This window comes from Sulfitobacter mediterraneus, assembly GCF_003054325.1.
GTDB classification, from domain to species: Bacteria; Pseudomonadota; Alphaproteobacteria; order Rhodobacterales; family Rhodobacteraceae; genus Sulfitobacter; species Sulfitobacter mediterraneus.
The window spans coordinates 317,477-340,184 of sequence record NZ_QBKU01000004.1 but is presented as its reverse complement, the minus strand read 5'-3'; the positions used below and the strand labels follow the sequence as shown (position 1 = coordinate 340,184).

The 22,708-nt window shown below is 60.2% G+C and carries 21 protein-coding genes and 1 pseudogene; 15 read left to right on the top strand and 7 right to left on the bottom strand.

Features of this window, described 5'->3' with window-relative positions:
* The first annotated feature begins 25 nt into the window (after positions 1-25).
* From C8N31_RS09030 to mdoH, 8 genes are all read left to right on the top strand, one after another.
* Positions 26-934, top strand: coding sequence for a DMT family transporter (locus tag C8N31_RS09030; protein WP_025049851.1), 909 nt, complete (start codon positions 26-28; stop codon positions 932-934).
* Between the two features lie 103 nt (positions 935-1,037).
* Entirely contained in the window at positions 1,038-1,613 is a 576-nt protein-coding gene (locus tag C8N31_RS09025; protein ID WP_025049850.1) for a GcrA family cell cycle regulator, read from the top strand.
* A gap of 431 nt (positions 1,614-2,044) precedes the next feature.
* Entirely contained in the window at positions 2,045-3,661 is a 1,617-nt protein-coding gene (locus C8N31_RS09020; protein WP_025049849.1) for a thiamine pyrophosphate-binding protein, read from the top strand.
* Positions 3,648-4,868, top strand: coding sequence for a CaiB/BaiF CoA transferase family protein (locus C8N31_RS09015; protein ID WP_025049848.1), 1,221 nt, complete (start codon positions 3,648-3,650; stop codon positions 4,866-4,868). Before C8N31_RS09020 ends, C8N31_RS09015 begins: the two co-directional genes overlap by 14 nt.
* Before the next feature lie 184 nt (positions 4,869-5,052).
* Positions 5,053-6,402, top strand: coding sequence for a tetratricopeptide repeat protein (locus C8N31_RS09010; protein WP_025049847.1), 1,350 nt, complete (start codon positions 5,053-5,055; stop codon positions 6,400-6,402).
* A gap of 29 nt (positions 6,403-6,431) precedes the next feature.
* Entirely contained in the window at positions 6,432-7,688 is a 1,257-nt protein-coding gene (locus C8N31_RS09005) for an OpgC family protein (RefSeq protein WP_025049846.1), read from the top strand.
* A complete protein-coding gene (locus C8N31_RS09000; protein WP_025049845.1) occupies positions 7,688-9,217 on the top strand; it encodes an OpgD/OpgG family glucan biosynthesis protein in 1,530 nt (509 codons plus the stop codon). Before C8N31_RS09005 ends, C8N31_RS09000 begins: the two co-directional genes overlap by 1 nt.
* The gene (gene mdoH / locus C8N31_RS08995; protein ID WP_025049844.1) at positions 9,214-11,097 is read left to right on the top strand and encodes a glucans biosynthesis glucosyltransferase MdoH; all 1,884 of its coding nucleotides are present in this window, start codon (positions 9,214-9,216) and stop codon (positions 11,095-11,097) included. The genes C8N31_RS09000 and mdoH overlap by 4 nt, the downstream gene beginning before the upstream one ends.
* Here mdoH and C8N31_RS08990 read toward each other — a convergent pair whose 3' ends face one another.
* The 4 genes from C8N31_RS08990 to C8N31_RS08975 all read right to left on the bottom strand — a co-directional run bounded on the left by C8N31_RS08990 (position 11,098) and on the right by C8N31_RS08975 (position 13,607).
* Positions 11,098-11,592, bottom strand: coding sequence for a rhodanese-like domain-containing protein (locus C8N31_RS08990; protein WP_025049843.1), 495 nt, complete (start codon positions 11,590-11,592; stop codon positions 11,098-11,100).
* Positions 11,592-12,116: a YHS domain-containing (seleno)protein gene (locus C8N31_RS08985; RefSeq protein WP_025049842.1), complete on the bottom strand. Its 525-nt coding sequence runs from the start codon at positions 12,114-12,116 to the stop codon at positions 11,592-11,594. The genes C8N31_RS08990 and C8N31_RS08985 overlap by 1 nt, the downstream gene beginning before the upstream one ends.
* Positions 12,117-12,244: 128 nt before the next feature.
* The gene (locus tag C8N31_RS08980; protein ID WP_025049841.1) at positions 12,245-13,027 is read right to left on the bottom strand and encodes an SseB family protein; all 783 of its coding nucleotides are present in this window, start codon (positions 13,025-13,027) and stop codon (positions 12,245-12,247) included.
* Positions 13,020-13,607 carry a uracil-DNA glycosylase family protein gene (locus C8N31_RS08975; protein WP_025049840.1) on the bottom strand — a complete coding sequence of 196 codons (588 nt, stop codon included), beginning with the start codon at positions 13,605-13,607 and terminating at the stop codon, positions 13,020-13,022. The genes C8N31_RS08980 and C8N31_RS08975 overlap by 8 nt, the downstream gene beginning before the upstream one ends.
* Positions 13,608-13,728: 121 nt before the next feature.
* Here C8N31_RS08975 and C8N31_RS08970 point away from each other — a divergent pair, with 121 nt between their 5' ends.
* The 7 genes from C8N31_RS08970 to C8N31_RS08940 all read left to right on the top strand — a co-directional run bounded on the left by C8N31_RS08970 (position 13,729) and on the right by C8N31_RS08940 (position 21,070).
* The gene (locus C8N31_RS08970; protein ID WP_025049839.1) at positions 13,729-14,073 is read left to right on the top strand and encodes an ArsR/SmtB family transcription factor; all 345 of its coding nucleotides are present in this window, start codon (positions 13,729-13,731) and stop codon (positions 14,071-14,073) included.
* Positions 14,066-15,091, top strand: coding sequence for a permease (locus tag C8N31_RS08965; RefSeq protein ID WP_025049838.1), 1,026 nt, complete (start codon positions 14,066-14,068; stop codon positions 15,089-15,091). Before C8N31_RS08970 ends, C8N31_RS08965 begins: the two co-directional genes overlap by 8 nt.
* 27 nt (positions 15,092-15,118) lie before the next feature.
* Positions 15,119-16,039: a cation diffusion facilitator family transporter gene (locus C8N31_RS08960; protein ID WP_025049837.1), complete on the top strand. Its 921-nt coding sequence runs from the start codon at positions 15,119-15,121 to the stop codon at positions 16,037-16,039.
* A 135-nt stretch (positions 16,040-16,174) separates the two neighbouring features.
* Complete coding sequence (locus C8N31_RS08955) at positions 16,175-16,834, top strand: ABC transporter ATP-binding protein (protein WP_025049836.1); 660 nt, start codon at positions 16,175-16,177, stop codon at positions 16,832-16,834.
* Positions 16,812-18,719, top strand: coding sequence for a KpsE/RkpR family capsule polysaccharide export protein (locus C8N31_RS08950; RefSeq protein WP_025049835.1), 1,908 nt, complete (start codon positions 16,812-16,814; stop codon positions 18,717-18,719). The genes C8N31_RS08955 and C8N31_RS08950 overlap by 23 nt, the downstream gene beginning before the upstream one ends.
* A complete protein-coding gene (gene kdsA, locus C8N31_RS08945) occupies positions 18,716-19,549 on the top strand; it encodes a 3-deoxy-8-phosphooctulonate synthase (RefSeq protein WP_025049834.1) in 834 nt (277 codons plus the stop codon). The genes C8N31_RS08950 and kdsA overlap by 4 nt, the downstream gene beginning before the upstream one ends.
* Before the next feature lie 24 nt (positions 19,550-19,573).
* Entirely contained in the window at positions 19,574-21,070 is a 1,497-nt protein-coding gene (locus tag C8N31_RS08940; protein WP_025049833.1) for a phosphomannomutase/phosphoglucomutase, read from the top strand.
* Between the two features lie 92 nt (positions 21,071-21,162).
* On the opposite strand, the gene C8N31_RS08935 is transcribed toward C8N31_RS08940, so the two are convergent.
* From C8N31_RS08935 to ihfB, 3 genes and pseudogenes are all read right to left on the bottom strand, one after another.
* Entirely contained in the window at positions 21,163-21,810 is a 648-nt protein-coding gene (locus tag C8N31_RS08935; RefSeq protein WP_025049832.1) for a phosphoribosylanthranilate isomerase, read from the bottom strand.
* A gap of 8 nt (positions 21,811-21,818) precedes the next feature.
* Positions 21,819-22,169 (bottom strand): LapA family protein, encoded by a 351-nt coding sequence (locus C8N31_RS08930; RefSeq protein WP_025049831.1) that lies wholly within the window; start codon positions 22,167-22,169, stop codon positions 21,819-21,821.
* A pseudogene (gene ihfB / locus C8N31_RS08925) lies at positions 22,169-22,477 on the bottom strand (integration host factor subunit beta); the annotation flags it as partial. The gene C8N31_RS08930 and the pseudogene ihfB, both read right to left, overlap by 1 nt.
* Positions 22,478-22,708: the final 231 nt, after the last annotated feature.

The window sequence follows — 22,708 nt, the reverse complement described above, 5'->3', positions numbered from 1 at the left end:
TCCCCGCTGCGGTCATAGCTTGGCCATGTATCAAGCCAAGACCCAAAATAATGCCCTTGCTGCTGGATTGATCGGGGTTGCGACCGCGTTTATTGCGGCAACCACCTTGATGGCCAAGGCGCTTGGCAATGATGCACTTGGTCCTGCCTTGCCTGCGCTCCAGATCAGCCATGGCAGGTTTCTGTTTGCGTTCATGGCGATTTCGACGGCTGTGATGATCCTGCGCCCCGCCCTCAGCGCGCCGCATTGGAGGCTGCATCTGGCCCGGACCAGCTGTGGCTGGGCGGGGATCACGCTGATGTTTGCCTCTGTCGCCTATATTCCGCTGGCCGATGCCACCGCGATATCATTTCTCAATCCGGTTTTTGGCATGATGCTTGCCATTCCCCTGCTTGGCGAGACTGTGGGCCGCATCCGTTGGTTCGCCGCCGCATTGGCACTGTTTGGCGCGTTCATCCTGTTGCGCCCTACGCCGGAAAGTTTCCAACCTGCCGCGCTTTTGGCATTTGGCGCGGCGATGGTGATGGGGCTAGAGCTGATTTTCATCAAGAAACTAACGGGCCGCGAAGGGCCGTTTCAGATCCTGTTTTTCAACAACCTGATGGGCCTTGGTATTGCGACCTTGGCGGTTCTGCCCGTTTGGCAAATGCCAAGCACCGCTCAATGGGTCTTGCTGGCCGGGATCGGTGTCTGCATGGCGGTTGCCCAGACCTGCTTTGTCAATGCGATGGCCCGCGCCGATGCCAGCTTTGTCGCGCCCTTCAGCTATGGCACGTTGATCTTTGCCGCGCTCTACGACCAGATCTTTTACGGAGTCGTCCCCGACGCCGTCACCCTGATCGGCGCAGGCATCATCATCGCCGGTGCCGCCCTGCTGGCCCTGCGCGAGGCACGTCAAAAACCCAAACCTCCGGCGGCTCATACGGCACTTTGACGCTTCACACCTTGCACCCAGCCCCCGAGTGATTAGAATAGACGACTGAACATGACAAAGCGGTCCATCAATGGGGGCCGCTTTTTAGCTAGGGAAACCGGAAATGTCCTGGACTGACGAGCGCGTAGAGACACTCAAGAAAATGTGGGGCGAAGGCCAGTCCGCAAGCCAGATCGCCAAAGAACTGGGCGGTGTGACGCGCAATGCCGTGATTGGCAAAGTGCACCGTCTGGGCTTGTCGAACCGCACGACCACGGGGGCCGCCGCGCTGAAATCCGAGCCCAAGGCCAAGCCTGCCCCCAAGGCAGAGCCCAAGGCCAAGCCAGCCGCACCCAAGCCCGCTGCGCCGGAAATGAAAACCGAGGCCGCCGCGCCGCCAAAATCCAACCTGCCCGCCCGCAAGCAGATCATTCCCGCAGGCCAACCCCTGCCGCCACAACCATCGGCGAACGAGATCAGCCCAGAGGCATTGGCCAAGGTCAACGAGATCGAAAAGAAAGCCAAGAAAATCGGCCTGATGGAACTGACCGAACGCACCTGCAAATGGCCTGTGGGCGATCCCGCGACCGAAGATTTCTGGTTCTGCGGCCTGCCGGTGCAGCAGGGCAAACCCTATTGCGAGGCCCACGTCGGCGTGGCGTTCCAGCCGATGTCAGCACGGCGCGACCGCCGCCGGTAAGATCGGCAACAGTTTTCAAGATTTGAAGGGCGGGCCGAAAATGTGCCGCCCTTTTTCTTTTTCGTCCCCGCGTCATGAGTTCAAGCGTCACGAGTTCAAGCGTCAAGCCGGGCAGCGCCAGACTGCGGGATGGCGCAGCAACAAACGTTCTTGCCACTTTATGGTCCATTCAGTCGCTCCTATTCGAGAGAAGTGCCCCAGTAGCCAAAGCGCCAGCCCGGTGGGCGGTCTGGCGCTGCCCGGCGGCTACGCCTTTGCTCCGGGCATGATCGCTATAAGCCTGGTTGCGAAAACCAGCCACTCCGCCCCCTTTCACCAATCCGTGAGGGGGATTTACGCCCATGTAATAATCTCTAGAGATCAATAGATTGCACCTTTGCGCCTGCCGTGCATTGGTAACCTGCCGAGTTCTGCATCCGAAAGGTCCGATGATGCCCGATACGATCCGCGCTGCTGACGCCCTCGCCCGCCGTCTTTATGATGCCGGTTGCCGATATGCCTTTGGTATGCCGGGGGGCGAGGTTCTGACCTTGATCGATGCGCTGAAACAGGCCGGTATCCGGTTTATCCTCGCCAAACACGAGAACGCCGCGGGGTTCATGGCCGAAGGTGTACACCACCGCGATCACGCGCCTGCCATTCTGGTCGGCACCATCGGCCCCGGCACATTGAACGGGGTCAACACCGTGGCCAACGCATTGCAAGATCAGGTGCCGCTGATCGTCCTGTCCGGCTGTGTCGATGCGGATGAGGCGGCCCGCTATACCCATCAGGTTGTCGATCATCAGGCGGTGTTCGAACCGGTCACCAAAGCCTCGTTCCGCTTGTCTGCTGGCGCCGCCCATGTGATTGCAGACAAAGCCGTCGCCATCGCCACCGAAGGGCGCATGGGTCCGGTGCATATCGATGTGCCGATTGGTGTGGCCGACACCCACATTCCCGCACTGGCCCCTGCCCGCCGCCGCCCGGCATCACCCAGCATTCCGGCGGAAAAGGATCTGGAAACCGCCCGCAGCTGGCTGGCCGAAGCCCGCAAGCCGCTGATGATTGTGGGCGTGGATGCGATGAACCAATACGCCGGACAAGCGGTGCGCGAATTTGCCGAAGATCACAACATACCGGTGATCACCACCTACAAGGCCAAAGGCATGCTGCCCGAGGATCATCCGCTGGCCCTTGGTGGTGCAGGCCTGTCCCCCTTGGCGGACAAGCATCTGGTGCCTTTCACACAATCGGCAGACCTGATCATCTGTGTCGGCTATGACCCCATCGAAATGCGCCCCGGCTGGCGCGATGTATGGACCCCGGACAGCCAGCGCGTGATCGACATCACCGCCGTGCCAAACCACCACTATATGCATCAAAGCACGCTCAATTTCGTGACCGACTGCGCCCCGACCCTTGCCGCCCTCAGTGACGGGCTGGACCCGCGTGCGACATGGGTGGACGGCGAGATACACCAGCTCAAGACCGCGCTTGGCACGGCCTTCCCCAATGATGAAGATTGGGGGCCCGCCGCCGTGATCGACACTTGCCGCGCCGTTTTGCCCAAGGGCACCATCGCCTCTGCCGACAGTGGCGCACACCGGATCTTGCTGAGCCAGATGTGGGAATGCCACGCGCCGCGCGATCTGATGCAATCCTCGGCGCTTTGTACGATGGGCTGCGCTGTGCCGATGGCCATTGGCGCAAAACTCGCCGATCCGGAGCGCAGTGTCGTGTCCTTCTCCGGCGACGCGGGGTTCTTGATGGTGGCCGGTGAATTGGCCACCGCCGCAGAGCTGAACCTTGCGCCGATCTTTGTGGTCTTTGTCGATGCCTCACTGGCCCTTATCGAGAAAAAGCAGCGTGAACGACAGCTTAGCAATTCTGGCGTGGATTTCCCCCGCCACAATTTCGCAGCGATGGGCGTGGCCTTCGGCGGGCGCGGCGCAACCGTTCGCAGTCGCAAATCGCTAGAAACCGCGCTTGAGCAAGCCATGCAAGCGGATACCTTTACCGTGATTGCCGCTGTGATTGATCGCGGAGCCTACGATGACCGAATCTGAGCCGAAAGGCGCGTTGGACGGTATTTTTGTCCTCGACCTGAGCCGCATTCTGGCCGGGCCGACCTGCACGCAGATGCTGGGCGATCTGGGCGCAACGGTCATCAAGGTGGAGAACCCGCGCAGTGGCGGCGATGACACCCGTGGCTGGGGCCCGAATTACGCCAAAGATGCGGACGGAAATCCCACAGATTTGTCGGCCTATTTCATGGCTGCAAACCGCAACAAACGCTCTATCTCCGTTGATATTTCTACCGCCGATGGCCAGAAAACCCTGCGCCACCTCGCGGCCCGTGCCGATATCGTGGTGGAGAATTTCAAACCCGATGGCCTCAGGAAATATGGGTTGGATCACGCCAGCCTGATGGCCGCGCATCCCGCGCTGATCTATTGTTCGATCTCCGGCTATGGCCAGACCGGCCCGAACCGTGATCAACCCGGCTATGACCTGATGGCGCAAGGGTTTGGCGGGATTATGTCGATCACCGGCGAACCTGACGGTGCCCCGATGAAAGTGGGTGTTGGCATCGCGGATGTGATGTGCGGCATGTATGCCACCATTGGGGTTCTGGCCGCTTTGCGGCACCGCGATCAAACCGGCGAGGGCCAACATATCGACCTGTCCTTGGTGGACAGCGCCATGGCGTGGCTCATCAACGAAGGCACCAATTTCCTGACCTCTGGCACCCTGCCGGAGCGGCGCGGAAATGCGCACCCCAACATCGTGCCCTATGACGCCTTTGAATGCAGCGACGGTCATATCCTTTTGGCCGTCGGCAATGATGCGCAGTTTGCGCGGTTCTGCGATGTGCTGGGGCTGGGTGATCTGGCGGCTGATCCGATGTTCCAGACCAATCTGGCCCGCATCGAAAACCGCGCAGCTCTTTTGGCGCGGATCGTACCTGCGATGAAGACACAGGCGAAGGCGGATATGCTTGCGCGCTTGCAAGCTGTCAAAGTGCCCTGCGGCCCGATCAACACCATTGCCGAGGCATTGTCGTCGGATCAGGCCCAAGCCCGCGGCGCCGTGATCGACATGCCGCGCCCCGAGATTGCGGGCGGGATGTTACAACTTCTGGGCAATCCTCTGAAACTGTCGCGCACGCCGGTGCAATACAATCGCCCGCCGCCGCGATTTGGCCAAGACACCCGTGATGTGCTTGAAACATGGGGACCAGATGCGCCGCAAAAGGGCGATCCACAGCGATAATCCGCGGGCAAGATCCATACCTTCTGGCACAAAGACGCCCTGCAAACCCGCCAACTGACACATTCGCTCACGAAAGCGCAGGTGCGCTTCACGTTGGCGTGTGACGCGCGTCAGACCCGTTCATCGGTTTTCAGAATCCCGCTATCCCTTTGCCTTAGAACAGCAATCGCAGAAGGCCACGGTGATGACAGTCGATATTTGCAACGCATCCGTTTCACTGCAAAGTGCAGAGGCGCTCACCAGTTGGAATGCGATGATCCGGGCGTTTCTGGCACATGGCACCGCCACGCCGCAGCATCTGGGCGCCACGTTGGAGGCTGATCCGGATTTTGCCATGGCCCATGCGGCCAGAGGGCTTTTTTCGCTGATGCTGGGCCGCGCCGAGATGTGGGCAGTGGCCGAAGGGGCGCTGGCCTCTGCCAAAGCGGCCCGCGCCGCCCGCCCCATCTCTGATCGCGAGGCCTGTTGGATAGATGCGCTGGAGGCATGGTTGGCCATGCACCCCACCGGCGCGATTGCCGCGCTTGAGAAGGCTTTGCAGGATCAACCCCAAGACACATTGTCGGCCAAGGCCAGTCAGGCCATCCGCTTTATCCGTGGGGATGCAGCCGGGATGCGCAGGTCCATTGAACGTGTTCTGCCTGCGCATGGGCCGGATCATCCGCTTTGTGGGTATGTTCTGGGTTGCCATGCCTTTGCGCTTGAGGAAACCGGCGAATATGCCCGCGCCGAACACACGGGCCGCGCTGGTCTGACCTATGCGCCGGATGATGCATGGGGGCTGCATGCCGTTGCCCACGTGCATGATATGCGGGCCGAGCCGGGCGCTGGGATCACCCTCATCGAAAACCACAAAAGCGCTTGGGACGGGTCCAACAATTTCCGCTATCACGTCTGGTGGCATAAAGCCTTGCTGCATCTGGATCTTGGTCAACTGGATCTGGCGTTGACGCTTTATGACAGCCAGATCCGCGCCGACAAAACCGACGATTACCGCGACATCGCCAATGCAACTTCGCTGCTGATGCGACTTGAGCTTGAGGGCATTGATGTTGGCACCCGTTGGGATGAATTGGGTGCATTGGCCGCGCCGCGCATTGACGACGGTTGCCTTGTCTTTGCCGATCTGCATTACATGCTGGCCCTCTCCGGCGCCAAGGAAGGCACGGCCGCTGATGCCATGGCCGCCCGCTTTGCCCGCGATGCCAAGGACAGCGGTGAAATGGCCGCCCGCGTGGCCGATCCAGGCCTTGCCGCACTGGAGGGTCTCAACGCCTTTGCCGAGGGGCGCTATGGCGATGCCTTTACCCTGTTGGCGAAAGCCCGCCCAAAAATGCAAAGCATCGGCGGAAGTCATGCCCAGCGCGATGTGTTTGAGCGCATGACCATTGACGCAGGTCTGCGTGCAGGCCATCTGGATGGCACAGAAGCGATCCTGCTGGACCGACTTGCCCTGCGGGCCGGTCACGAGGACCGCTTTACCGCAACCCGATTTGACCGCCTGTCCTCTGCCCGCCGCATCCCGGCGCAATAACCACCTGATTTGCGGACCCAGCGAACATTATGAGCCTTGCAGCTGCCACATCCGAAATTCCATCCCGCCCGGTGACCGCCTTGGGCGCACAATCCGGCACACGGGTGCGCGATCTGCGACTGGATTTCTTTCGGGGCATTGCGATGTTCATCATCCTGATCGCCCACACCCCCGGCAACCTGCTGACCCTTTGGATACCGGCGCGATGGGGGTTCTCCGACGCAACCGAGATTTTTGTGTTCTGTTCCGGAATGGCCAGCGCCATCGCCTTTGGCGGGGCCTTTGTGCGGATGGGCTGGATACTGGGCACTGCGCGGGTGCTGTTCCGGGTCTGGCAGGTCTATTGGGCGCATGTGGGGCTGTTTTTTGCGACACTGGCGATGACCGTTTATCTGACAGAGCTGGACATCACCGGGCGCAATTATTGGGGCCAGCTGAATCTGTGGATGATGTTTGTCGAAAGTGACAAATGGGACAACTCCAACATCCTGCTCAGCTTTATGACCCTGCGCTATGTGCCGAATTATTTCGACATTTTGCCGATGTATATGGTGGTTCTGATCATGATGCCGCTGGTGATGGCACTGGCGCGGATCAACCTCTGGGCGGTGGCAGGTTTTGTTGCGTTGGTCTGGGTGATGGCGCAGGATGCCTTGCTTGAGTTCTTTGGCCTTGGACATCTGCATCTGGAATTCCCGGCAGAGCCCTGGACCGACAGGTCATGGTTTTTCAACCCGTTTGGCTGGCAGCTGATCTTTTTCACCGGCTTTGCCTTCATGCGCGGCTGGCTGCCCAAGCCGCCGGTTCATAAGATCCTGATCGCCGTAGCGGCATTTGTGGTGCTGGCCAATGTCCCGCTCAGCAATATTGGCGTGCGCGAGTTCGGCTTTGACTGGGCCAAGGACTGGCGGATTGCAAACGGCGGGCTGATCAACAAATCGGACTTCGGCATTCTGCGCTATGCACATTTTCTGGCGCTGGCCTATCTGGCCTGGGTCGCGGCGGGCGACAAAGGTGCGCGGCTTTTGGCCCGTGGCACCGGCGCAGCGGCGCGGTTCTGGTCCGGCGCTTTGGCCGTGATCCTCAAGGTTGGGCAACAATCACTGGCAGTATTTGTTGCGAGCATGTTCATGGCGCGGGTCATGGGTTTTGCGCTTGATGTGCTGGGCCGCAGTTTGGCTGCCACCCTGCTGGTCAATCTGATCGGCGCGGCAATTCTGATTGCGGTGGCCTACGGCGCGGGTTGGTTCAAATCCCAACCATGGCGCGCAAAGGCGGGTGCTTGATGCTGCGCCGCGATGTTCTCAAATCACTGGCCGCGCTGGCCGCCCTGCCCGCCACCGCCTGGGCCGAAGAGCCGGGTCTGCAACTGGCCGCCGAAGCGACCGCGTTTGATCAGGACACTGTATTGGACCGCGCCCGCGCATTGGCGCGCGCGCCCTTTACCCCGCGCCCGCAGATCCCTGAAAGCTGGCGCAACCTGACCTATGACCAGTACCGCAAGATCTGGTTTGATGCCCGCAACGCCCTGTGGGAAAACAGCGATGCGCCGCAGCGCGTTGATGTCTTTCCCCCCGGTCTCTACTTTCCCCAAGCTGTCGCCCTGCATGTGGTGGAGGATGGCCAATCGCGGCCCGTCCGCTTTGACATGGGGGTCTTTGACACCACCGACAAGTTCCCCGATGTCGATCTTGACGAGACCCTCGGCTATTCCGGTTTGCGTCTGCGGGCAGAGCTTGAAACCTCCGGTATCTTTCAGGAATATGCGGTTTTTCAGGGCGCCAGCTATTTCCGCGGCATTGGCACGGGCGAGATTTACGGGTTGTCCGCGCGTGGGCTGGCGCTCAAAACCGGCGATCCGATGGGCGAAGAGTTTCCCGATTTCACCGCCTTTTGGCTGGAAACGCCCGCACCTGGCAGTGACAGCATCGTCCTGCATGCCCTGCTCGACAGCCCGTCTTGCACAGGTGCCTACCGCTTTGAGATCACGCATGGCGCGGTCTTGGAGATGCAGGTCGAGGCCCATGTTTTTGCCCGCACCGACATAACCCATCTGGGCATTGCGCCGTTGACCTCTATGTTCCTGTTTGACGACACGATGCGCCAGCGGTTTTCGGATTTCCGGCCAGCGGTTCATGACAGTGACGGCCTGCTGATCCACAATGGCGCCGGCGAGGTGATCTGGAGGCCGCTGGCCAACCCGGCCGCTCTTCAGATCAGCGCCTTTGCCGACAACAATCCGCGCGGTTTTGGCCTGATGCAGCGCAAGCGCAAGTTCTCGGATTTCAACGACCTTGAGGCGCTTTATCACAAGCGCCCCGCCGTCTGGATCACGCCGGGCGAGGATTGGGGCAAAGGAGCGGTGACTCTGGTCGAGATCCCCGCAGACCTTGAGATCTACGACAATATCGTCGCCTATTGGCGGCCCTCTGCCCCGCTCAGGGCCGGGTCTCAGCATCAGATGAGCTATACCCTGCATTGGGGCGCGGATCCGGTTGCGGCTACACAGGACATGCCTCTGCGGGTGTTCAACACCGCTATGGGCGGCCGTCCCGAAGGCGGGCAGATCATTGCGATTGATTTTGAAGATGCCGCCCATGTGCCGGATGACCTAAGCGCGGTTGAGATTATCCTGCGGTCCAGCGCCGGTGACACTTCCTCTGGCATCGTGCAGCGCAATCCCGAAACCGGCGGTCCGCGTCTGGCCTTTACCTTTGAGCCCGGCGAGGCGACGCTGGCCGAGTTCCGGGCGCAACTGCGGCTGAACGGTGCCCCCTTAAGCGAGGTTTGGCTTTATCGGTGGACCGCATCATGACGGCACCTGCCTGCCCTCCCTTTGCCATGCCGCCCGCCGCGCCGCTGGATATGGACGCACAGGATTTCACCCATGCGCCCACCAGTCGCAACGCCGCACCCATAGGCAACAGGCGCTGGCGTCTGGCGGTGTTTGTGCCGGCCTGTCTGGGCACATTGGCACTGATGATTGGGATCTACGGATGGCTGGCCAGCGGCGGCATGACTGGGCTGGAGTGGGCGCTGCTGATGATGATCGGCCTGACATTTGTCTGGGTCACGCTCTCGGTCAGCACAGTTGGGGTGGCAATTTCTGGGCTACTGGCACGGCAGGCGGCTGACACAAGAAGCCCGGCTGCCATCACACCGATGGATGTGGCCCTCTTGGTGCCGATCTATAACGAAGTCCCTTGGGATGTTTTTGGCAATGCCGCCGCCATGCTGGATGATCTGGCCGCCCGCAAAGGGCCGCACAGCTATAGCCTGTTCATCCTGTCCGACACACGGGATGACGCCATTGCCGCGCAGGAATGGCAGGCGTTTGAACAGTTGCGGGCCACTGCGCCCAGGCAATTTCCAGTCTATTATCGTCGCCGCACCGCCAACACAGACAAGAAGGTTGGCAATCTGGTCAATTGGATCACCGGCTGGGGCGCGGCGTTTGAGGGGATGCTGGTACTGGACGCCGACAGCCTGATGACGGGCCGCGCGATTGAACGGCTGGCCTCTGAACTGGCGAACGACCCTGAGGCAGGCTTGATCCAGAGCTTTCCGATGTTGATCGAGGCCAACACTCTCTTTGCCCGCGTGCAGCAGTTTTCCAACATCGCCTATGGCTGGCTTCTGGCCGAGGGGCTGGCGCTTTGGGCACGCAATGAAGGCAACTACTGGGGCCACAATGCGATCATTCGCACCCGAGCCTTTGCCCAAAGTGCGGGCCTGCCGCATCTGCGCGGGCGCAAAGGGCGCAGCGACTTGATCCTGAGCCATGATTTTGTCGAAGCGGGCCTGCTGCGCCGTGCGGGATGGCGTGTGCGGTTCCTGCCCCGCGTCACCGGCAGTTTTGAAGAGACCCCCGGCACGTTGATCGACTATGTTCTGCGTGACCGCCGCTGGTGCCGGGGTAATCTGCAACATCTGCGATTGCTGCGCACTGCGGGGCTGCATCCGGTGTCACGGTTTCACCTGCTGCATGGGGCAGTGAGTTATCTTCTATCGCCCGCATGGTTTGTTTTGCTGGTGGTCTGGGCCTTGCTTGGCAAAGACGCGGAAACCAACGTGATCCGCTATTTCAACGAGGCCAATCCGCTGTTCCCCGACTGGCCCCCCGCCATGAGCCATATCGACAGTGCCGTGTTTCTGGTGATCATGTACGCAATGTTATTGGCCCCGAAAATCGCGGGCGCTGCGATCATTGCGGCCACCCCGACCGCGACCCGAAGCTTTGGCGGGCGGCGGCCTTTCTTGACCTCGGTTTTGGCCGAGGTGGCGCTGTCTATCGCCTATGCGCCTGTGCTGATGATCCAGCAAACCAAGGCGGTGCTGCGGGCCACATTCACCCGATCCGAACCATGGGCCCCGCAACAGCGCAGCGCACAAAGCTATCCAATCACCACGTTGATCAAATTCCACTGGATCGAAACCCTGCTCGGGCTGGTGCTGCTCGCGGGGTTGTTGGCCGGGTTGATATCGCTCTGGCTGGTACCGATTGTGTTCAGCCTTGTGGCGGCGGTGCCATTGTCGGCCCTATCGGCGGTCAATATATCGCGCCTTGGCATGAAAGGGCTGCGCATGGACAGCCCCAACTCCCTGCATGAGCCAGCGATTGTACGCAGCGCCCGCGCCGCACGGTCCAAAATGAAAAATCAGATTTTGGCCGCAGAACATATCGCGGCAGAATGATCAGGGTTGCCGTACCGGCAATCCGCGGCTGATCCACCCCGGCCCTGCACCGGACCCTACCATGCCCTCCGGCACATCCAATACCTGTTCAAACCCGGCCTCGCGCAGCGCCTTGGCCACCCGGGCAGAGCGCACGCCCCGGGCACAAATCAAGGCTACAGGCCGCGTTCTGTCGCCGTTCACGGCCGCAAGCAAGGCTGCGCCAAAATCATCGCGGCGCATGTCAATCGGCACCGCAGATTGTGCGATGCCCGTTGCGGCCCATTCTTCGGGCCGTCGAATATCAATGAGGGTGATCTGTCCGGCATCGGCCTGCGCCAATGCATCCGGGGCGGACAGGTCGGCGCTGCCAACCTCCGCCCCGATATTGTAATACCTTGCGACCCAAAAGACGCTTAATGTGACCCCGGCCACCGATCCCAGCATGAACCCCCGACGCGGAAACCGCTTGGGGGGCGCCGGTTCAAACGATGGATCGCGCCGGGGTCTGCGCATCAGTTGACGGGCGCGGCGCTGGTGAACTTGGGAATGGCACGATCAGAAGCAGGCGCAGGTTCGATGCTGGTCCAGTTGCCTTCGGCCAGATCAATGTTGCCCGGAATGTCTTCTTCCCAGAAACCAACAACGTTTTTGGTGATGTTCAGGTACAACTTGTCATCCACGATCCGCCACAGGGTCGGGTTGCCCGGAACCTTGCCGCCTTTGGACACGCCGTAAGCGCAGTGACCATCATATTGCGGTGCATATTTGGCAGGATCGGCCAGAAACGCGGTCTTGTTGGCCTCGCTGGAGAAGGCAAACTTGGCCCCGTTGTATTCGGCGGTGATGTCCTTGTCCCCGGCAACGGGCGCAGGCTGGCTTTGACCCACAGCGTTTTGCGGCAGGTCGAAATAGGCAACCACATCATAGCCTGAGGCGGCAAAACCGGTGCCATCAATGTACTGATCCCCGGCAAAAGCTTGCGAGGCAAAGGACAAGGCTGTGGCAGCGGCGGCGATGGAGAGGGTAAAGCGGTTCACGTTTCAATTCCTTTTTGAGGCTTCGGTAAAACCAACCTAGGAGCCCGCCCAACCATTCACATCCCACGAAGCTGTGACCTCGCGCCGATGTGACGGGGCGGTGAATATCTGAAGGATAACAGAGAGGTTTATTTCAAAATAGGGGGTTTAGAGGGGTCACTGCCCGGCGGCATGCGCGGCGTATGTTGCAAACCCTCCCCTTGCGGCAAGTCAAAGCGCAGACCCACTTTGGCGAGTTTTTCAACCGTCGGGTCGTTTGGCGCGAAAAAGCCCACATCCATGGCCCCCGCTTCGATCCCTGAAAACGTCAGCGCCTCGGACGCTGCCCGCACCAGTGCATCCTGCGCCCGCGGGATCGCCCCGACAAAGGCCAGCAAATGCCCGCGTCCGCCGCCCGCATAATCAACCGCCACCAAAAACGCCCCAGCCGCCATGCCCGTGGCGGTCGCCAATTTGGCATCAATCGCAGCGATCAATGTCTCGGGCAGACCCTTGGGCGGCAGCAGCGCCTCAATCTTGGCCTCCACCTCACCGGCCTCATGGGCCAGCGTATCGCGCAGCCATTCCATTGCACCCGCAGGCAACAATATCTCGGACGGGGCCACACCGATATTCACGGCCATGCCCAAGGGCTGCCCCTCAAGCATTCCGGCAATCGCCCGCCCCGATAGGGCGACATAGGGCGCGGCCTCGCCCACATAGGCCGCCAGACGCGCCGCGCGGTCGAACACCACGACATAGGCATCCTCCAGCAAGATCGGATTGATCTGATCCCCGACCGGTTCTGCCTCAAGCAACATGAACAGCTCAACATCTGCGATCCGCTCGTAAAACCGCAGGCGCGCCGTATCGTCATCGGGCGCAGCGGTCATTGCGGCATGCGCCTCGTCCAGCGGGGTCAGGTCAGTCATGGAGCACCTCGGTCACAGCGGCCCGCAGTCGCGGCACCACGTCTGCCTCGAACCACGGATTTTTCTTCAGCCAACCGGTATTGCGCCACGACGGATGAGGCAAGGCAAAGACGCCTTTTGGGTGGTCCTGCCACCCCGCGACGGATAAGCGCACCGATATATAATCCGGCAGATGATATTTCATTGCATAGCCGCCAATCAGCAAAGTCAGCCGGATATCCGGCAATAGGTTCAATGCCTGTGCCCGCCACGTCTTGGCACAGATCGGCGGCGGCGGCAGGTCACTGCCACCGGCGTTGTAACCGGGAAAGCAAAACGCCATCGGCAGGATGGCCAGTTTCGATTGGTCATAGAAGGTGTCTTCGTCCAGCCCCATCCAGTCGCGCAAACGGGTGCCTGAGGCATCCCAAAACGGCTTGCCGCTTTCATGAACGCGCAGCCCCGGCGCCTGCCCCGCGATCAAGATCCGGGCCTCCGGCGCGAACCAGACCACCGGACGCGGCTGATGGCCCGTTGCCGTGGCGGCAAAACGATCGCTGCATAGGGTGCAGCGGCGTAGGGGCGCGCGGATGTCTGTCATAGGCGCAGGATAGCCGATGCCGCCGCCGCGCCAAGCTCAAAGAGAGACGCCCCGCATATTCATTTCGAAAATTATCGAAATAAACCTTGCGTCAGCCATTCATTTCTATATTTCTAGAAATATGAAAATTGATTCTCCACAAACCCCGCCCCTCACGCTGGCCGCTGCCAGCTTCGCCGCGCTTGGCTCCGAACAACGCCTGATGGTACTGCGCACGTTGGTGCGGGCTGGCCCTGACGGGTTGAGCATTGGGCTGCTTGGGGATCGCACCGGCGTGACCGGATCAACTCTAACGCATCATCTCAAACTGTTGGCCGCTGCTGGTCTTGTGAAACAAGAACGTCAAGGCCGCAGCACCATCTGCGCCGCTGTTGCCTATGAAGAGGTGCAGGCGCTGTCCCATTTTCTGCTGACCGAATGCTGCGCAGACGCGGGCAGCCCATGCGAGGAACACAATCATGGCTGACACAACCCAAAGCCAAACCCCGATCAGTCGCCTAAAAATTGGCGCTTGGGGCGTAACCGCCCTGCTGCTGGCGCTGGTTGCGCTGCTCGACTGGCCGCAATTCATCCCCACGGTGACATTCGCCGCCAAGGCCTTGGCTGGCACCGCGCCGTTTATCCTTTTTGCCGTTTTTGCAGTGGCGTACCTCAAGGCCAGTGGCGCGGAAAACCTGCTGGCCCGCGCGTTTGAGGGCAACCCCGCGCGCATGATCGTGATGGCGGCGCTGCTGGGGGGATTGTCACCCTTCTGTTCCTGCGAGGTCATCCCCTTTATCGCCGCGTTGCTGGCCGTCGGGGCGCCGTTAGGCGCGGTGATGGCGTTCTGGCTGGCCTCGCCGTTGATGGATCCTGCGATGTTCGCTATCACCTCTGGCACCTTGGGGTTTGACTTTGCGCTGGCCAAAACCATCGCTGCTATCGGCATCGGGATGTTGGGCGGATTTGGGGTCATGCTGGCCGCGAATACCCCGCTGTTTGCCGATCCGTTGAAGGAACGACCCAGTGTTGGCGGCTGCTGCGGCGTGCAGAAACCGTTCTCTGGCCAAACCGTCTGGAAGTTCTGGCCCGAGCCGGACCGCCGCGCGGTGTTTTCCGAAACCGCCCGCGAAAATGCGCTGTTTCTCTTCAAGTGGCTGACGCTGGCCTATGTGATCGAGGCGCTGATGCTGCACTATATTCCGGCTCAGATGATTGCCTCCGTATTGGGCGGTGAGGGGGTGATGCCGATCCTGCTTGGTGCATTGGTGGGCGCACCTGCCTATCTGAACGGCTATGCCGCCGTGCCACTGGTGGACGCGCTGTTGGCCCAAGGCATGACCCAAGGCGCGGCGATGTCCTTTGTTATTGCAGGCGGGGTCAGTTGCATTCCGGCGGCCATCGCGGTCTGGGCCTTGGTCAAACCGCGGGTCTTCATGGCCTACCTCGGCTTTGCCCTGATCGGTGCCATGATTGCGGGTCTTGCCTGGCAGGCAGTTGCGTGAGTGTTGCCCCCCAATTGCCGGAAACCGATGGCTCATAAACATCAACACATTCACGCCAATAGTGGCGACAGCAAGGTTGCCTTTGCTGTCGCTTTGAACCTTGGCTTGACGATTGCGCAGATCATTGGCGGCATCGTCGCGGGCAGCCTGTCCCTGATCGCAGATGCCTTGCACAACCTGTCTGATGCGATTGCGTTGATCATCGCCTTTGCCGCCCGCAAGATTGCCCGCCGCCCTGCGGATGGACGCATGACCTTTGGCTATGACCGGATCGAGGCGGTTGCCGCCCTGATCAACTACACCACATTGATCGTCGTCGGCTTTTACCTGCTGTACGAAGCTGTCTTGCGCTTCATCACACCCTCTGAAGTCACCGGATGGATTATCGTTTTTGTCGCTGGCATCGCACTGGCCATTGATCTGGCAACAGCCGCGCTGACTTACCGGTTGTCGAAATCCAGCATCAACATCCGCGCGGCGTTTTTGCACAATCTGGCGGATGCACTGGGATCTGTGGCGGTCATTCTGGCAGGCACTTTGGTGATCCTGTTCGGCTGGCATTGGGTTGATCCGCTGACCACGCTTTTGATTGCCGGTTACATATTGTGGCAATCGGCCACCGAGATGCCCAAGGTGATCCGTATTCTGATGCTCGGCAGCCCGCCGCATCTGGACATTCAAGAGGTGATCACCGCATTGGAGCAGACCCCCGGCGTGATCTCTGTTCATCATATACATCTGTGGATGATGGGCGAACATGACACCGCCCTTGATGCCCATATCGTACATGATGCGCAGGCCGATCCCGGCGCTTTGCGTCAAACAATAAAGCAGCAATTGTCTGCAAAATTTGGCGTCGGGCACAGCACGCTGGAACTGGAGAAACCACAAGATTGTTGCCCTGATACCAATCAGATCGGCCACCGCAGGCATTCCGAGCAACAGTGATCCGCGCAACCCACTCGCGGCGTTGTACTTTTCAAAAGAAATGCGACATAATGCGGGGAAAATCGGTAAACAGGCCTTTAAGACACCTCTGCTAAGGGGGGACAGGCCCAATAACAGGCAGCACCGGAGCAGGGCATGCTGGAGTTTGAGAATGTATCCAAGTCCTTTTGGACGGGATCGCAGCACAAGGTCATTCTTGACCATGTGTCTTTTCGCGTGGAATTGGGTAATTCTCTGGGCATTCTGGCCCCCAACGGCACCGGTAAATCCACTCTTATCAATATGATGGCGGGCCTTGAGAAACCCGATGAGGGCGAAATCCGGCGCAGGTGCAACATCTCCTTTCCGCTGGGATTCATGGGCGGCGTTGTCGGCAAGGTTTCGGCCATGGAAAATGCCCGATACATCGCCCGGCTCTATGGTCTGGACCCCGATTATGTCGAAAGCTTTTGCCGATGGCTTTGTGGGTTGGGCGAATATTTTGACCAACCACTCGGCACTTATTCCTCTGGCATGCGGTCGCGGTTCACATTCTCGCTGATGCTGGCGCTGGATTTTGACATCTACCTGATCGACGAAGGTATGCCGTCGACCACCGATATGGAGTTCAACCGCAAAGCGGGTGAAATCCTGCAGGAACGCCTGCGCACAACCACGATCATCATTGTCTCGCATCAGGCGCAGACCTTGGAAAAATTTGCCCGCTCGGCGGCCGTCCTGTTGGGCGGCAAACTCTATATGTTTGACACCTTGGAAGAAGCGAAACAGCTCTATGACTACGAAACCCAAGGCTAGAAAATTCCGCATCAAGCGGAGCGCCTCACCCACGCATAGCCAGCATGCCGATACGCCGGAGCATGTGCAGCGCCCGCAAGCCCCGGATCAATACGGAGAGCCGCCCGTTGCACTGCAACGCCGCGCTGCCGCGCATGCAGCGCCCCGCGCCGTGCCGCCCTCCGGTCCCGCGCACCAAGAGCCACCGCGCCCAGCCGCCCCTCATCGCGAGGCACCCCAAGCCGCGCCGCCCCGACAGCCCGCCCCCACACAAGCCGCCGCCCCGCAGCCGCAGCGGGCACCAGCGGGCGATCACGCTCAACCCCGCGGACCGCAACAGACCCGTCATGCCCCTCCGCCCGAGGCCGCCGCGCCAACTGCGCCACAACAAGACGCCGCGCCAAGCCAACAACCGGGCGGCGAGACAGACATCGACGCGATCCGCCGCGAAGGTCTCACCGGACGGCAACTGCGCATGGCCCGCCGGGTGGCCCAAAAACACGGGCTTGCCCCCACCTCCGATTTTGACGCGGTGCGCCTGCTGCGTGAACAGGGCATCGACCCGTTCCAACGCTCCAACATGCTTGAACTGGTGGTGCCAAACACTGACGGGCAACCCCCCGCCAACCCAGCCGGTAGCCCGCAACCGCCTGCAAACGCGCCACAACCCAATGCCAAAGGCGGCCGCATTCAGCTGCCGCAAACCATGCCCGCGGGGGCCAACACGCTGCCATCCACCGAACAGCTTTCTCCGGCAGAACGGCGCGAGCATGAAATTTCGCAAATTCAGCGCGACATCACCCTGCGCAGACGCCGCAAACTTGGCCTGTTGCTGGCCCGCCTCGCTGCCTTTGTGATCCTGCCCACGCTGATCGCCGGGATCTATTTCTACAAAATCGCCTCGCCGATGTATGCCACCAACAGCCAGTTCCTGATCATCCAAAGCGAGGGCGGCGGCGGCGCCAGCCCGTTTGGCGGCATCCTGCCCACCCAATTTGCCAACAGCGCCGACAGCATCGCAACGCAGGCCTATCTGCAATCCAAGGATGCAATGCTGCGCCTGAACGAAGATACCGGGTTCAAGGACCATTTCTCGGATGACTCTATAGACGTGGTGCAACGCTTGACTGCAAACCCAACCAACGAAGAGGCCTATAAAGTCTACAAAAAGAACGTCAAAATCGGCTATGATCCCACCGAAGGCGTGATCCGTATGGAGGTGATCGCCGCCGATCCGCAGGTCTCCGCCGCCTTTTCCGAAAGCTTGCTGAAATACGCCGAAGACCGAGTTAATGAGCTGTCCAAGCAAAAGCGCGAAGACGGGATGCGCGACGCCCTCACCGGCTTTGAAACCGCGCAGAAAAACCGCCGCGACAGTCAAGAGGCATTGATCCGTCTACAAATCGAAAACGGCGTGGACCCCGAAGCCGAGATCGTCGCGATCCGCGCCCAGATCACCACCTATGAGGGGCTGTTGATCGAAAAAGAACTGGCCCTGTCGGCGCTTCTGGACAACCCGCGCCCCAACAAGGCCAAAGTCGACGGTGCCCGCAGCGATGTGCGCCGCCTCAAGGAACAGCTTGCCAAGTTGAACGTGAAAATGAACTCCGCCACCGAAGGGGATAATTCTCTGGCCAAGCAAGCGGTCACCATGCAATTGGCCAAGGCCGATCTTGCTGCTGCGGATATGGTGCTGCAATCAGCACAAACCGCAATGGAACAAGCCCGGACCGAAGCCAACCGCCAGGTGCGTTACCTCACCGTCGCGGTGCAACCCGTCGCCCCGCAAGAGCCGACATATCCCCGCCGATTTGAGAACACGATCTTGGCTTTCCTGATCTTTGCAGGCATCTACCTGATGTTGTCCCTGACAGCCTCCATCCTCAGAGAACAGGTAACCTCATGACCCAAGTAACCATCCGTGACGTGATTGTCGGCAATGATCGCCCCCTGACCGTGATCGCCGGCCCCTGCCAGCTCGAAAGCGAAGACCACGCACAGATGATCGCGGGCAAAATGAAAGAGGCCTGCGCCGCCGCCGGAGCGCAATACGTTTTCAAGGCCAGCTATGACAAGGCCAACCGCACGTCCCTGTCTGGCAAGCGGGGTCTGGGCATTGATCAAGGCCTCAAGGTGCTGCAATCGGTAGGCAAGGCGCTGGATGTGCCAGTCCTGACCGACGTACATTCAGATACCCAATGCGCCATCGCCGCCGATGCCGTGGATGTGCTGCAAATCCCGGCCTTCCTGTGCCGCCAGACTGACCTTCTGCTGGCCGCAGGCAACACCGGCGCTGCGGTGAACGTCAAAAAGGGCCAATGGCTCGCCCCTTGGGAAATGAGCAATATCGTCGACAAGATCAAATCGACCGGCAATGAGAAAATCTTGCTGACCGAACGCGGCACCGCCTTTGGCTACAACACATTGGTGACCGACATGCGCGGTCTGCCGCAAATGGCGCAAACCGGCTATCCCGTGGTGATGGACGCCACCCACGCCGTTGCCAGCCCCGGCGGCAAAGGCACCTCATCGGGCGGGCAACGCGAATTTGCCCCCGTGCTGGCCCGTGCGGCAGTGTCCATCGGTGTGGCGGCTGTTTTCATCGAAACCCACGAAGATCCGGACAACGCGCCCAGCGACGGCCCCAATATGATCTATCTCGACCAGATGCCTGATCTGATCGCCACACTGATGAAGTTTGACGCGCTGGCCAAACAGCACCCCATGACATTTTAATTGACCCAATTTGCGAGATCTGACGTGACAAAACCGGCACCAACCGTGACCCAGAACACCTGGGAATTCCTGCGCGATGCGATGATCACCCCCACGGGGTTCCGCGAATATGACGCCCGCTGGAAATACCCAGATGACATCAACCTGCCCGGCATCACCGCCCTCGGCCTCGGCCTTGGCACCCAGATGCAGCGGCGCGGGATTGAGCCGGTGATCGCCGTTGGCAATGATTATCGCGACTATTCCCTGTCGATCAAAAACGCGCTGATGCTGGGGCTGATGCAGGCCGGGATCCACGTCAAAGACATCGGCCCTGCCCTATCGCCCATGGCCTATTTCGCGCAGTTCCACCTGGATGCCCCTGCCGTGGCCATGGTCACGGCCAGTCACAATCCAAACGGCTGGACCGGGGTCAAAATGGGCTTTGAACGCCCCCTGACCCACGGCCCCGATGAAATGGCAGAACTGCGCGACATTGTGCTGAATGGCGAAGGAAAACCCCAAAGCGGTGGTGGCTACGAGTTCGTCCACGGCGTGCGCGAGGCCTATCTCGACGATCTGGTTGGCGATTTCAAAATGTCCCGCAAGCTCAAGGTGGTCTGCGCCACGGGCAACGGCACCGCCTCCGCCTTCGCACCTGAGTTGTTCGAACGCCTCGGCGTTGAAGTGGTGCCAAGCCATAACGCGCTGGACTACTCCTTTCCGCATTACAACCCCAACCCCGAAGCCATGGAAATGCTCCACGACATGAGCGCCTCGGTCAAAGCCTCCGGCGCCGACTTCGCGCTGGGTTTCGACGGCGATGGCGACCGCTGCGGCGTGGTGGATGACGAAGGCGAAGAAATCTTCGCCGACAAGGTTGGGGTGATCATGGCCCGCGATCTGGCCAAACTCTACCCCAACGCCACCTTTGTGGCAGATGTAAAATCAACCGGCCTCTTTGCTTCGGACCCCGAGCTTCAAAAACACGGGATCAAAGCCGACTATTGGAAAACCGGCCACAGCCATATGAAACGCCGGGTCAAAGAGATCGGCGCCTTGGCGGGCTTTGAAAAATCTGGCCATTACTTCCTCGCCGAACCCATCGGCCGCGGCTATGACTGCGGCATGCGCGTCGCGGTCGAGATCTGCAAACTCATGGACCGCAACCCCGACATGTCGATGTCCGACCTGCGCAAGGCCCTGCCGCAAACCTGGGCCACGCCCACCATGTCGCCCTATGCCGCCGACACCGAAAAATACGACATCCTCGCACGGCTGGTGGACAGGCTTGTCGCCAAACACGCCGCAGGCGAACAGATCGCCGGACGCGCCATCAAAGACGTTGTGACAGTCAACGGCGCCCGCGTGATCCTCGACAACGGCGCTTGGGGGCTGATCCGCGCCTCATCAAACACGCCAAATCTGGTGGTGGTCTGCGAAAGCCCCGCATCAGAAGCCGAAATGCGCGCAATCTTTAAAGATCTGGATGCCGTGATCCGCACCGAGCCGGGCGTGGGGGATTACGACCAAACCATCTGATCCGGCCGTTCTTCATTTGGCCAGAAAAACTTCTGGGGGGTTTGGGGGGCAAAGCCCCCCATCCAAAAATAGATCAAATGCAGCGCAGCTGCTCAATTGCCATGGGCCGCGCCGCAAAACGCCGCGATCTTCAATGTATCTTTTTCGCCGGGCGCCTGCTCCACCCCGGATGACACATCCACCTGATTTGCGCCGGTCATCGCAATCGCCTCTTCCACATTGTCCGGCGTCAAACCTCCGGCCAACATCCATGGCACCGGCCAGCGGCGCCCGGCAATCAAACGCCAGTCAAAGGCCAACCCGTTGCCGCCGGGCAGGACGGCTTCTTTCGGTGGCTTGGCATCGACAAGGATCTGATCGGCAACCTGCATATAGGCCTCAAGCGCGGGCAGATCGCTGGCATCGGCAATCCCCACAGCCTTCATCACCGGCAGGCCATAACGGGCTTTGATTTCTGTCACCCGTGCAGGGCTTTCCTTGCCATGAAGCTGCAACATGTCCAGCGGCACCTCGGCCACCAAACGGTCCAGAAATTCATTGGGCGCATCCACGACCAGCGCCACCTTGCAGATGCCCTCAGGGATCGCGGCGGCCAGCTCTGCCGCCTCGGGCAAGCCAATATGGCGCGGAGATTTCTCGAAAAATACCAATCCGACATAGCGCGCCCCCGCCGCCACGGCGGCGTCCAAAGACGCGCGATCGGTCAGACCGCAGATTTTCACATTCACTTGTGCAGGCATGGCTGGCCTCAGCTGGCCTCGTCGAGCAGCGCGAGAACCTCGTCCTTGCCCTGATGCTTTTCGCCCTTAAGCCGGGCGACCTCACGCTCCAGCCGGCGCATTTCGCGGGCTTGCCGCGCCGCTTCTGCACGTTGGCCGTATTCGCGGATCCATTCCCAGACAAACCCCACCAACAGACCGGCAACAATGCTACCAAGGATCACCAGAAACAGCGGCAGTTCGATCTGCGGGTTCACCGCAAACCAATGCGACACCTCAGTGGGCAGAATCTTGAGCGGCACAATCGCACGATTGGCCAGTGCCACAGAGATGAGGGCCACTGCAAAAATGGCAATGCAAAAGTAGCGAACGTAACGCATCAGGCTTTCCCGTTTAACCGATCCCGCAACAGTTTTCCGGTCTTGAAGAAGGGCACATGTTTTTCCTCAACATTGACCGCCTCACCGGTGCGCGGGTTACGGCCCACTCTGGCATCTCGCTTCTTGACGGAAAACGCGCCAAAACCGCGCAGCTCAACACGGTCGCCCTGCGCCATGGCGCTGGTGATCTCGTCAAAGATGGTATTCACGATCCGTTCAACATCGCGTTGGTACAAATGTGGATTGTCGTCTGCAATTTTCTGGATCAGTTCTGACCGGATCATCGAATTATCCCCCCCGAGACGTCTATATGTTTTTTTGCTGCTAAAAGACGACTATAGGAAGAAACCTTTCAATCGGGAAGTGATCCTTGCGCCCGTCTGTCGGGTTTTTTCGGCAGAAGGCACTGTTTTCAGGCAATTTTCCGCTGGGTCACCCTGCGATTTGCCCTTTCAGCCCGGTAAATGCGCCCAGCGCCCACCTTCAAATCCGGGCGATTCGCAAAAAAATGGCCCCGCAACATGCGCTGCGGGGCCATT

What these genes read in the sequence shown, in the direction of transcription:
- C8N31_RS09030 (WP_025049851.1), top strand. Translation starts at nt 26, where the DNA reads ATGTATCAAGCCAAGACCCAAAATAATGCCCTTGCTGCTGGATTGATC.
- C8N31_RS09025 (WP_025049850.1), top strand. Translation starts at nt 1,038, where the DNA reads ATGTCCTGGACTGACGAGCGCGTAGAGACACTCAAGAAAATGTGGGGC.
- C8N31_RS09020 (WP_025049849.1), top strand. Translation starts at nt 2,045, where the DNA reads ATGCCCGATACGATCCGCGCTGCTGACGCCCTCGCCCGCCGTCTTTAT.
- C8N31_RS09015 (WP_025049848.1), top strand. Translation starts at nt 3,648, where the DNA reads ATGACCGAATCTGAGCCGAAAGGCGCGTTGGACGGTATTTTTGTCCTC.
- C8N31_RS09010 (WP_025049847.1), top strand. Translation starts at nt 5,053, where the DNA reads ATGACAGTCGATATTTGCAACGCATCCGTTTCACTGCAAAGTGCAGAG.
- C8N31_RS09005 (WP_025049846.1), top strand. Translation starts at nt 6,432, where the DNA reads ATGAGCCTTGCAGCTGCCACATCCGAAATTCCATCCCGCCCGGTGACC.
- C8N31_RS09000 (WP_025049845.1), top strand. Translation starts at nt 7,688, where the DNA reads ATGCTGCGCCGCGATGTTCTCAAATCACTGGCCGCGCTGGCCGCCCTG.
- mdoH (WP_025049844.1), top strand. Translation starts at nt 9,214, where the DNA reads ATGACGGCACCTGCCTGCCCTCCCTTTGCCATGCCGCCCGCCGCGCCG.
- C8N31_RS08990 (WP_025049843.1), bottom strand. Translation starts at nt 11,592, where the DNA reads ATGCGCAGACCCCGGCGCGATCCATCGTTTGAACCGGCGCCCCCCAAG.
- C8N31_RS08980 (WP_025049841.1), bottom strand. Translation starts at nt 13,027, where the DNA reads ATGACTGACCTGACCCCGCTGGACGAGGCGCATGCCGCAATGACCGCT.
- C8N31_RS08975 (WP_025049840.1), bottom strand. Translation starts at nt 13,607, where the DNA reads ATGACAGACATCCGCGCGCCCCTACGCCGCTGCACCCTATGCAGCGAT.
- C8N31_RS08970 (WP_025049839.1), top strand. Translation starts at nt 13,729, where the DNA reads ATGAAAATTGATTCTCCACAAACCCCGCCCCTCACGCTGGCCGCTGCC.
- C8N31_RS08965 (WP_025049838.1), top strand. Translation starts at nt 14,066, where the DNA reads ATGGCTGACACAACCCAAAGCCAAACCCCGATCAGTCGCCTAAAAATT.
- C8N31_RS08960 (WP_025049837.1), top strand. Translation starts at nt 15,119, where the DNA reads ATGGCTCATAAACATCAACACATTCACGCCAATAGTGGCGACAGCAAG.
- C8N31_RS08955 (WP_025049836.1), top strand. Translation starts at nt 16,175, where the DNA reads ATGCTGGAGTTTGAGAATGTATCCAAGTCCTTTTGGACGGGATCGCAG.
- C8N31_RS08950 (WP_025049835.1), top strand. Translation starts at nt 16,812, where the DNA reads ATGACTACGAAACCCAAGGCTAGAAAATTCCGCATCAAGCGGAGCGCC.
- kdsA (WP_025049834.1), top strand. Translation starts at nt 18,716, where the DNA reads ATGACCCAAGTAACCATCCGTGACGTGATTGTCGGCAATGATCGCCCC.
- C8N31_RS08935 (WP_025049832.1), bottom strand. Translation starts at nt 21,810, where the DNA reads ATGCCTGCACAAGTGAATGTGAAAATCTGCGGTCTGACCGATCGCGCG.
- C8N31_RS08930 (WP_025049831.1), bottom strand. Translation starts at nt 22,169, where the DNA reads ATGCGTTACGTTCGCTACTTTTGCATTGCCATTTTTGCAGTGGCCCTC.